The organism is Streptomyces niphimycinicus, from assembly GCF_018883605.1.
Lineage (GTDB): Bacteria > Actinomycetota > Actinomycetes > Streptomycetales > Streptomycetaceae > Streptomyces > Streptomyces niphimycinicus.
The window spans coordinates 18,724-27,522 of sequence record NZ_JAHLEM010000289.1; the positions used below are offsets into that span (position 1 = coordinate 18,724).

6 protein-coding genes are annotated in these 8,799 nt (G+C 72.6%); 5 read left to right on the forward strand and 1 reads right to left on the reverse strand.

The features are described from left to right. Positions 1-71: 71 nt before the first annotated feature. The 5 genes from KN815_RS25175 (at position 72) to KN815_RS25195 (ending at position 7,494) form a co-directional block, all read left to right on the forward strand. Positions 72-1,013, forward strand: a complete 942-nt coding sequence (locus tag KN815_RS25175; RefSeq protein ID WP_216344199.1) for a LysR substrate-binding domain-containing protein — start codon at positions 72-74, stop codon at positions 1,011-1,013. Positions 1,014-1,557: 544 nt separating this feature from the next. Next, entirely contained in the window at positions 1,558-3,138 is a 1,581-nt protein-coding gene (locus KN815_RS25180; RefSeq protein WP_253209229.1) for a sensor histidine kinase, read from the forward strand. After that, the gene (locus KN815_RS25185; protein ID WP_216344201.1) at positions 3,135-3,812 is read left to right on the forward strand and encodes a response regulator; all 678 of its coding nucleotides are present in this window, start codon (positions 3,135-3,137) and stop codon (positions 3,810-3,812) included. The genes KN815_RS25180 and KN815_RS25185 overlap by 4 nt, the downstream gene beginning before the upstream one ends. Before the next feature lie 289 nt (positions 3,813-4,101). After that, positions 4,102-4,878: an ABC transporter ATP-binding protein gene (locus tag KN815_RS25190; protein WP_216344202.1), complete on the forward strand. Its 777-nt coding sequence runs from the start codon at positions 4,102-4,104 to the stop codon at positions 4,876-4,878. 51 nt (positions 4,879-4,929) lie between these two features. Further along, positions 4,930-7,494 (forward strand): ABC transporter permease, encoded by a 2,565-nt coding sequence (locus KN815_RS25195; RefSeq protein ID WP_216344203.1) that lies wholly within the window; start codon positions 4,930-4,932, stop codon positions 7,492-7,494. A 106-nt stretch (positions 7,495-7,600) separates the two neighbouring features. Here the strand turns inward: KN815_RS25195 and KN815_RS25200 are convergent. Continuing rightward, a partial coding sequence (locus tag KN815_RS25200; protein WP_216344204.1) for a M1 family metallopeptidase occupies positions 7,601-8,799 on the reverse strand: 1,199 nt, incomplete at its 5' end.

Sequence of the window (8,799 nt, forward strand, 5' to 3'; positions counted from 1 at the left end):
ATAATGCCTATTCGGTTCGGCGCTATGTCCAACTGACATAGCTGCTGGTGACGAAGGCGAGGAAGACATCTATGCGGCCCGATGACCTGCTCAAGGGAAAGCTGAAGCTGCGCCACCTCGTCATGCTCACCGCGATCGACGACCAGGGGAGCCTGATGCGCGCCGCGGAGCGACTGCATGTGACGCAGCCCGTGCTCACCCGTGGCCTGCGCGAGCTGGAGTCGCTGCTGGGCGTGGAGCTCTTCGAACGGGGCCCGCGCGGCATGACGCCGACACCGCATGGACGCGCGTTCCTCGACCACGCCCGGACCGTGGTCGCCGAGCTGCGCCAGGCCGGGCGGCATATGACCGAACTGTCCGCCGGTACGGCGGGCACGGTGACCATCGGCACCCACCTGGCCGGGGCCAATGTGCTGCTTCCCCGGGCCATCGCCGCGCTCAAGGCGGAGCGTCCCCGCCTGACGGTGGTCGTCCGGGAGGCCACGCCCGACCTGCTGACCCAGGATCTGCTGGCCGGGCGGCTGGACTTCACCCTGGGCAGGCTGGTGCCGACGGAGGAGTCCCGGCTGCGGCAGCACACGCTCTACCAGGAACCGATCCGGCTGGTCACCGGCGTCGGCCACCCGGTGCTGTCCCATGGCGCACCGGCTCTGGAGGACCTGCTGGACTACCCGTGGGTGGTGCCGGTGACCCAGACGGCGTTGCGTCACGAACTGGAGGACGCCCTGTGGCGGCGAGGGCTGTCGCTGCCCGGGAACAGGGTGGAGTGCACCTCGATCCTGACCCTGCGCACCTTGCTGCGGGAGACCCATATGGTGGCGGCGCTGCCACAGCTCGTCGCGCAGGAGGACGACCAACTGGCGCTGCTGCCCACCGCGCTGGAGATGGTCGGCCAGACGGTCGGGGTGACCGTACCCGTCGGCCGAGTGCCCACGTCGACCGCCCGGTTCGCCCTGCACCACCTGCGGACTGCCGCGGCCCGGATCCGGGAGTCGCTGGACACGGCGGTGTGAGGCCACCCGGATCGCCCCCCGACCGGTTCCTCGAGTACCACTCACCGTTTTCGGGGCGGTCGACCGTCGCCGCCCAGCCGATGGCCGGTGAGCTGACCTGCCCGAAGCACCGGCCGAAGGGCTCACCGTGCGCTCCGCCGACGGCATTGGGCCGGGGCGACGCGCTGATCGTCTTCCGCACGGGGGCCACCGCGGACGCCACGGCCACCGACGGGCCCCGGATCCGCAGGTCCAAGACGCCCGGCGGCCTCTGCCGGACGCTCGGCGCGACACAGCAGTGGGACGTCGGCCACCCGGGTCGTCGTCATGGGCGATGCCGCGTCGCCGGCCACCTGAGCGGCCGGGCCCTCTACCGAAGGCGGCCGGGCCCTCTGCCGAAAGGCAGAGTCCCGGATCGGTCCCGGGGCCCACGTCCGCCCGCCGGACGCCATCGATACTGGTCCTTGTGTCTCTTCTCAGCCGTTTCCGTCGTCGCGTCCAGCCCGGGCGGGATGGTCCGACGCCTTGGGGAGGAGGTGGCCGGGGCGTTGGGGAGACGGCCGGTGTGGCGGTGGCCGCCCTGTGTCTGTGGGCGGTTGCCCTGCGGCTGTGGGAGCTGCCGCACGCCACGTTCCAGCTCTCCGTGATCCCGGTCGCCATCGTGATCTTCCCGCTGCGACGGCGTCGGCCCGACGCCGCGCTCCTGGTCCTCGCCGTCCTGGCCGGGGCGGCGCCCGTCGTCGGCCCGGTGACGGCGGCCACCGCGTACACGGTGGCGATCGGTACGGTGCGTCCGCGCCATCGGGTCCGGCTGCTGGGCGGCGCGAGTCTGCTGATCATGGCGTCCGCGACCGCGGTCGGCCTCTCGCGCAGCGGCGGTTCGCCCGCCTACGGGCTGGAGCTGGGGCTGGTCCTGGCGGTGACCGCCGTGGTCGTACCCGGCCTGGTCGGGACGGTGTACGGGCAGCAGGCCCGGCTGCTGCGGGCGCTGCGCGAACGCGGGGACGCGGCCGAGCGAGCCCGCCGGTCCGCGGACAGCGAGGCCCGCACCCACGAGCGGTCCAGGATCGCCGCGGAGATGCACGACCTGGTGGGCCACCGGCTCAGCCTCATCTCGCTGCACGCCGGCGGCCTGGAACTCGCCCTCGGCGAGGCCGACTCGGAGCTGCGCGAGGAGGCCGTCCTGGTCCGGGGCGCCACCCGGGACGCGATGCGCGAACTGCGTCAGGCGCTCGGGGTTCTCGGCCCGCTCGGCCGGGACACCGGTCCTGACGCGTTCACCGACGCCACCGGCACCCGGGCCGATGTCGAGGCGCTGGTCGCGGAGTCACGCGACGGCGGGATCGCCGTGCGGCTGGAATGGCGCGGCCCCGACCTCGACATGCGTCCGGCGCAGGTGCGGCGCGCGGTGCACCGGGTGGTGCGGGAGGCCCTGACGAATGTGCACCGGTACGCGGCGGCCTCCCATGTCACCGTGCGGGTCGAGCACGACGACCGGACGGTGGGTGTGACGGTCCGCAACGGCGCGTCCCCCCTCCCGGCCACGGCGCCGCGCGAGGCCGGGACCGGGCGCGGCCTGCCGGGCCTGCGCGAACGGGTCGAGCTGCTCGGCGGCACCTTCGAGGCGGACGCGCTGCCGTCCGGCGGGTTCCAGGTGGTGGCGGCCGTCCCGGCGGAACCAGCCGACGCCGTCGCGCGGAAACCGGCCGCGGGCGACCTGGCGGCCTCCCCGCCGGACGGGTTCGACGATGACGCGGCGGCGCTGTCGCGCGGTCCGCGCACCGCCAGGGCGTGGACGTTCGCTCTCGGGGCGGCGGCCCTGTGGGTGCTGATGACGCTCGCGATCGCCATGATCTACGGCCAGCCGAGGGGCGTGGCCCCGCCTCCCGAGCCGCGCCTCGGCATGACGGACCAGGACTTGCCGGGGATCTACGACAGCCCGGCCGAGCGCGCCGCGGCCACCGGACACGAACCGCCGCGCCCCGCGGGCACGGTGGGCTGCGTCTACCCAGCCGCCGGCCGTGGCCCCCGGCCCGGCGTCTTCGCCATCGCCCGCTACTGTTTCGACGCCTCGCAGCGCCTGATCTCCATCGACCGCTTCACCGTCCCGTCCGTACGGGACGCCCCGCCCTGGGAGGACCGATGACCGATCCCACCGAGCCGATCCGTGTCCTGCTCGCCGACGACGAGGCGATGATCCGGTACGGGGTCCGCCTGATCCTGCGGCACGCCGAGGGCATCGATGTGGTCGCCGAGGCCGCCGACGGACACGCGGCGGTCGAGGAGGCCGCCGCGCACCACCCGGACGTGGCGCTGGTGGACATCCGGATGCCGGTGTGCGACGGGCTGGCCGCGATCGCGCCGCTGCTCGCCCTCGACCCCGCGCCGCGGGTGGTGATGCTGACGACCTTCGGTGATGACGACAACGTGGTGCGGGCGCTGCGGGAGGGTGCGGCCGGGTTCCTGCTGAAGGACGAGGGGCCGCAGGAGCTGATCAGCGCGGTACGGGCGGCCGCTGCCGGTGACGCGGTGCTCTCGCCGGGCGTGACCGGGACGGTGATCTCCCAGATGCTGCGTTCCGGTACTCCGCGGGGCGCCGCGGGCGCGCTCGCGGACGAGCGGATCGCCCGGCTCACCGGCCGGGAGCGGGAGGTGCTGGCGATGCTCGGCCAGGGTCTTTCGAACCAGGACATCGCCGGGCGGCTCGGTATCGGGATCGGCACGGTGAAGAGCCATGTGGGCGCGATCCTGGACAAGACCGGTTCGGCGAGCCGGGTCCAGGCCGCGCTGCTGGCTCACCGCACCGGCCTGGCCTCCTGACGCGACCGCCCACCGGGCCGGCTGGCCTCCTGACGCGACCGCCCACCGGGCCGGCTCGCATCCGCGTCCGGGCGCCGGTGACGTTCCCGCTCCGCTCCTCCCCCAAGGCAGAGGTCCCCCGGCCGGGTCCCTCACCTTTGGCAGAGAAAGGCCAGCGGATGCTGGCCCTTCGACAGAGGCCAACTCCCGCCTCCAGCACGACGTTTCCGCAGTTCAGGGCCGTGAGGATGGATACGTCCACCGGCTCGCGGAACTCCTCGCGGGCCGTCGCACCCCCGGCGGAGTTTCCATGTCACACGCGTTCCCTTCCTCCAGCGCAACCCTCACCGAACCGGCCGCCCGCGCGTCCGGCCTGACCAAGACGTACGGGAAGGAGGAGACCCGGGTCACCGCGCTGGACGCGGTGTCCGTGGAGTTCGCGCGGGGCCGGTTCACCGCCGTGATGGGCCCCTCCGGCTCCGGCAAGTCCACGCTGATGCACTGTATGGCCGGTTTGGACCCGGTGACCTCGGGATCGGCCCGGATCGGCGGTGTCGAACTGTCCGCCCTGAACGACCGGCAGCTCACCCAACTGCGGCGGGAGAAGGTCGGCTTCGTCTTCCAGGGCTCCAACCTGCTGCCCACTTTGACCGCGCTGGAGAACATCACCCTGCCGCTGCGGCTGGCCGGCCGGCGGCCCGAGCAGGCGTGGCTGGACACCGTCGTCGCCACCGTCGGCCTCGCGGAACGGCTCGAGCACCGCCCGACCGAGCTCTCCGGCGGCCAGCAGCAGCGCGTCGCGGTGGCCCGCGCCCTGGTCTCCCGCCCGGAGATCGTCTTCGCCGACGAGCCGACCGGCAACCTCGACTCCCGTTCCGGTGCGGAGGTGTTGGGCTTCCTGCGCGACTCGGTGCGGGAACTGGGCCAGACCGTGGTGATGGTGACGCACGACCCCGTGGCCGCCGCCTACGCGGACCGGGTGGTCTTCCTGGCCGACGGCCGGCTCGTGGACGAGCTGGACGCCCCGACCGCCGATGCCGTACTCGCCCGGATGCTCGCGTTCGAGGCCCAGGGCCGCGTTTCCTGACCGACTCCGTCAGCCCGCCGTCGTCCTTCTCTCCCCCGTCGAAAGCTCACCATGCTGCGAACAGCCCTGCGCAACGTCCTTGCGCACAAGGCCCGTCTGATCATGACCGTGCTCGCGGTCTGCCTCGGCGTCGCGTTCATCACCGGCTCCCTGGTCTTCGCCGACTCCACCACCGCCGCCTACCGCGCCGCCATGTCCCAGGACTTCGCGGACATCGCCGTCAGCGTGGCGTCGAAATCCCCTCCGGGCGCCTCCCCCAACGAGCAGTCCAGCGCGTTGGACGACACCCTGGTACGCAAGCTGTCCACCGTCCCCGGCGTTGCCTCCGCCCGCCCGGTCGCTGACGGTTCGGTCACCCTGTCCGCCAAGGACGGCACACCGATGCGGGCCGACAGCATGCAGGGCAAGTTCGGTGACTCCTACCTTCCGGGTGCCGACGGCAAGGACAGCCGCTACCCACTGACGGCCGGCCGCGCCCCCCGCAACAGCGGCGAGGTGGCGCTGGACCGCGGCACCGCGGCCGCCGGCGGCTACGAACTCGGCGACACCGTCACCCTCGCCAAGGACGGACCGGTCCTCAAAAAGCGCCTGGTGGGCCTGGTGTCCACCAAGGACAGCCGGGTGAACGCCGGCGGCACCCTGGCGGTGTTCGACAAGGCCACCGCCCAGAAGCTGTTCGCCACCCCCGGGCACTACAGCAAGATCGACCTGACCGCCACGCAGGGCACCGACCAGTTCGAACTCGCCAAGCGGGTCACCGCCGTCCTGCCCGCCGACCGCGCCGAGGCCACCACCGGTAGCGCCCAGGCCAACCAGCAGTCCGTCTTCATCAGCACCAAGACCCGCAGCTACGAGCGGCTGCCCCTGATCTTTGCCGTCGTCTCGCTGTTCATCGGCACGTTCCTCATCATCAACACCTTCACCATGCTCGTAGCACGCCGCAGCCGCGAGATCGCCCTGCTGCGGGCGATCGGCGCCACCCGCCGCCAGGTGGTCCGCTCGGTCCTCGCCGAGGCGGCCCTGGTCGGTCTCGCCGCGTCCGTTCTGGGGTTCCTGCTGGGCCTGGGAGTGGCCACGGTGCTGCCGAGCGTGCTGGACACCTCCGGTGACCTGCTGCCCAGCGGGCCGCTGGTGATCGGCCCGACCGCGATCCTCGCCGCGCTCGCCGTGGGTGTGGGCGTCACCGTGCTCGCCGCCTGGCTGCCCTCGCGCCGCGCGGCGCGGATCGCGCCGATCGAGGCGCTGCGCACGGCCGAGCAGCCACCGTCCGCAACGGTCTCCCGCATCCGCGGCATCGTCGGCCTGGTCATGATCGCCCTGGGCGCGGGCCTGATGTTCTCGCTGAGTGACGCGACCAGCGCCACCGACGACAACGTGTATACCGCGATGTTCGGGGCCGGCATCCTCGTGGTCGGCCTGATCGTGCTGGCCCCGCTGCTCGCCGGCCCGGTGATCCGTCTGCTCGGCAAGCTCACCGCCCGCTTCGGCGTCGTGGGCGACCTCGCCCGCGAGAACACCCTGCGCGACCGGCGCCGTACCGCCGCCACCGCCACCGCCCTGATGATCAGCACCGCGCTGGTCTCCGGTCTCGCGGTCATCAACCAGTCCTCGAGCCAGGCCCTGGATGCCCAGGCCGCCGCCGGGCTGAGCGCGGACTACGTCATCAGTGCCCGCGACGGCGCCGCCATTGACTCCGCCGCCATCCCGCGCGTCACCGACGTGCCCGGTGTGCGGACCGCCTCCGCCGTGGCGGACTCCACCATCAGTGCCGGCGCCTACGCCAAGGACATCTCCGGAGTCGACCCGAAGAGCGTGGACGACGTGATGAAGCTCCACTTCCTCAGCGGTTCCGCCAAGGACCTCGGCCCCGGCAGGATCGCCGTCTCCCAGAGCTTCGCCCACGACCACGGCGTCACCACGGGCGAGTGGATCAAGGCGAGCATCGGCCCCGGAACCGACGACCGCGACCGGCCCTACACCGTCGTCGGCGTCTACCAGGACAACCCCACCGCCCAGGACGTCCTCGGCTCCCGCACCGAGGTGCAGAAGCACAAGGACGTGCGCGACTCCGTACAGCGCGTCCTGGTCCGCACCACCGACGGCACGGTCTCCAAGGACCTGGAGAAGCGGCTTCGCGACGCCGTGAGCAACAGCCCGCTGCTGAAGGTCCAAGACCACGACCAGCTCGTCCAGGAACAGGGCGGCGTCGCCGGCGAGGTGGTGACCATGATGTTCGGGCTGCTCGCCATCGGCGTAGTGATCTCCGCCCTCGGCATGATCAACACCCTGGCCATGTCGATCTCGGAACGCACCCGTGAGATCGGGGTCCTGCGCGCCATCGGCATGGACCGCTCCGGCATCAGCCGCATGATCCGTCTGGAGGCCATCTGCGTGGCTGCCTTCGGCACCCTGCTCGGACTGGCCGGCGGGCTGTTCGGGGCGTGGAAGGTCAGCGGTCTGTTCAGCGGCGCGATCCCGCAGTACTCCTACTCACCGCCCTGGCCCACCCTCGCCCTCGTGGTCCTGCTCTCCCTCGCCGTCGGCGCGGTCGCCGCCGCCCTGCCCGCCCGCCGGGCCGCCGCCCTCAGCCCCCTGCGAGCCGTCGCCGACGCCTAGCACCAGGTCATCCCCGTCATCCCCGTCATCGACTTTCGCTCCGCGTGAGCCGCTCCCGCCCCGCCGGGAGCGGCCCGCGGCCGTAGTCCATGCCGCCTGGGGCCGATCACCTGGGGCCGGGGAGTTCCGGCAGGCGCGGGGTGTGGAGCCAGGCGGTGAACAGTGCGTCGAGAGGCTGTGCGGCGCGGCGCCGGGCGAGAGCGGTGAACTCCTCGGTGGTGACGGTGGCGTGGCGGTACGTGGCCGTCCATTCCCGCAGCAGCGCGAAGAACGTGTCGTCGCCGAGGACCGTACGCAGCGCGTGCAGTGTCAGTGCGCCCCGCTGGTAGACCCGGTCGTCGAACATCCGCGGCATGCCCGGGTCCGCGACCAGCAGGTCCTGCGGCTGATCCGCCAGCCTGGCCCTGGTGCGGGCGGCGATGACGGCGGCGGGGACGCTGCCGGAGGCTTCCGACCACAGCCATTCGGCATACTTGGCGAAGCCCTCGTTCAGCCAGATGTGGCGCCAGTCGGCGACGCTCAGGCTGTTGCCGAACCACTGGTGGGCCAGCTCATGGGCGACCAGCCGCTCACAGCCGCGCTGCCCGTCGACATGGTTGGCGCCGAAGATGGCGAGGGTCTGGGCCTCGACCGGCACCTCCAGTTCGTCGTCCGTCACCACCACGGCGTACTCGTCGAACGGATACGGGCCGAAGCGGTCCTCGAAAGCGGCCATCATCCGGGGCTGGCGGGCGAAGTCGTGGTCGAAGCGGTCGCGCAGCCGCGGCGGTACCGCCGCCCGCTGGGGCACCGGGCTCACGGCCGCGTCGGTCAGCTCGACCAGGTCGTACAGGCCGATCTGGACGGTGGCGAGATAGCTGGACATCGGCGCCGGGTGCTCGTACACCCAGGTCGTGGTGGAGGCACTGACCGTGCACGAGTCCAGGGTCCCGGGGGCGATCACCGTGTACGGCGACGGCGCGGTCACCTCGATCCGGTACGACGCCTTGTCGGCCGGGTGGTCGTTGCACGGAAACCAGGACGGCGCGCCGATCGGCTGGCCCGCCACCAGCGCCCCGTCCTCCAACTGCTCCCAGCCCAGGTCGCCCCAGTGCCGGGTCCTCACCGGCCGGGGCACCCCGACGTACCGCACCTCCACGGTGAACGGGGCCCCGGCGGGCAGCGGGCGCGCCGGGCGGATGCGCAGCTTGTCCGCCCGGTGGGTGTAGCGGGCCGCGCGGGCCCCGTCGACGAGCACCCCGTCGACCCGGAAGGCGCCGAGGTCGAGGCTGAACCCGGACAACGGCCCACCGGCGGCGCCGGGGC

Bases quoted from the DNA above. Each gene is read 5' to 3' on its own strand.
- KN815_RS25190 (WP_216344202.1), top strand. From the start codon at position 4,102: ATGTCACACGCGTTCCCTTCCTCCAGCGCAACCCTCACCGAACCGGCC.
- KN815_RS25185 (WP_216344201.1), top strand. From the start codon at position 3,135: ATGACCGATCCCACCGAGCCGATCCGTGTCCTGCTCGCCGACGACGAG.
- KN815_RS25175 (WP_216344199.1), top strand. From the start codon at position 72: ATGCGGCCCGATGACCTGCTCAAGGGAAAGCTGAAGCTGCGCCACCTC.
- KN815_RS25195 (WP_216344203.1), top strand. From the start codon at position 4,930: ATGCTGCGAACAGCCCTGCGCAACGTCCTTGCGCACAAGGCCCGTCTG.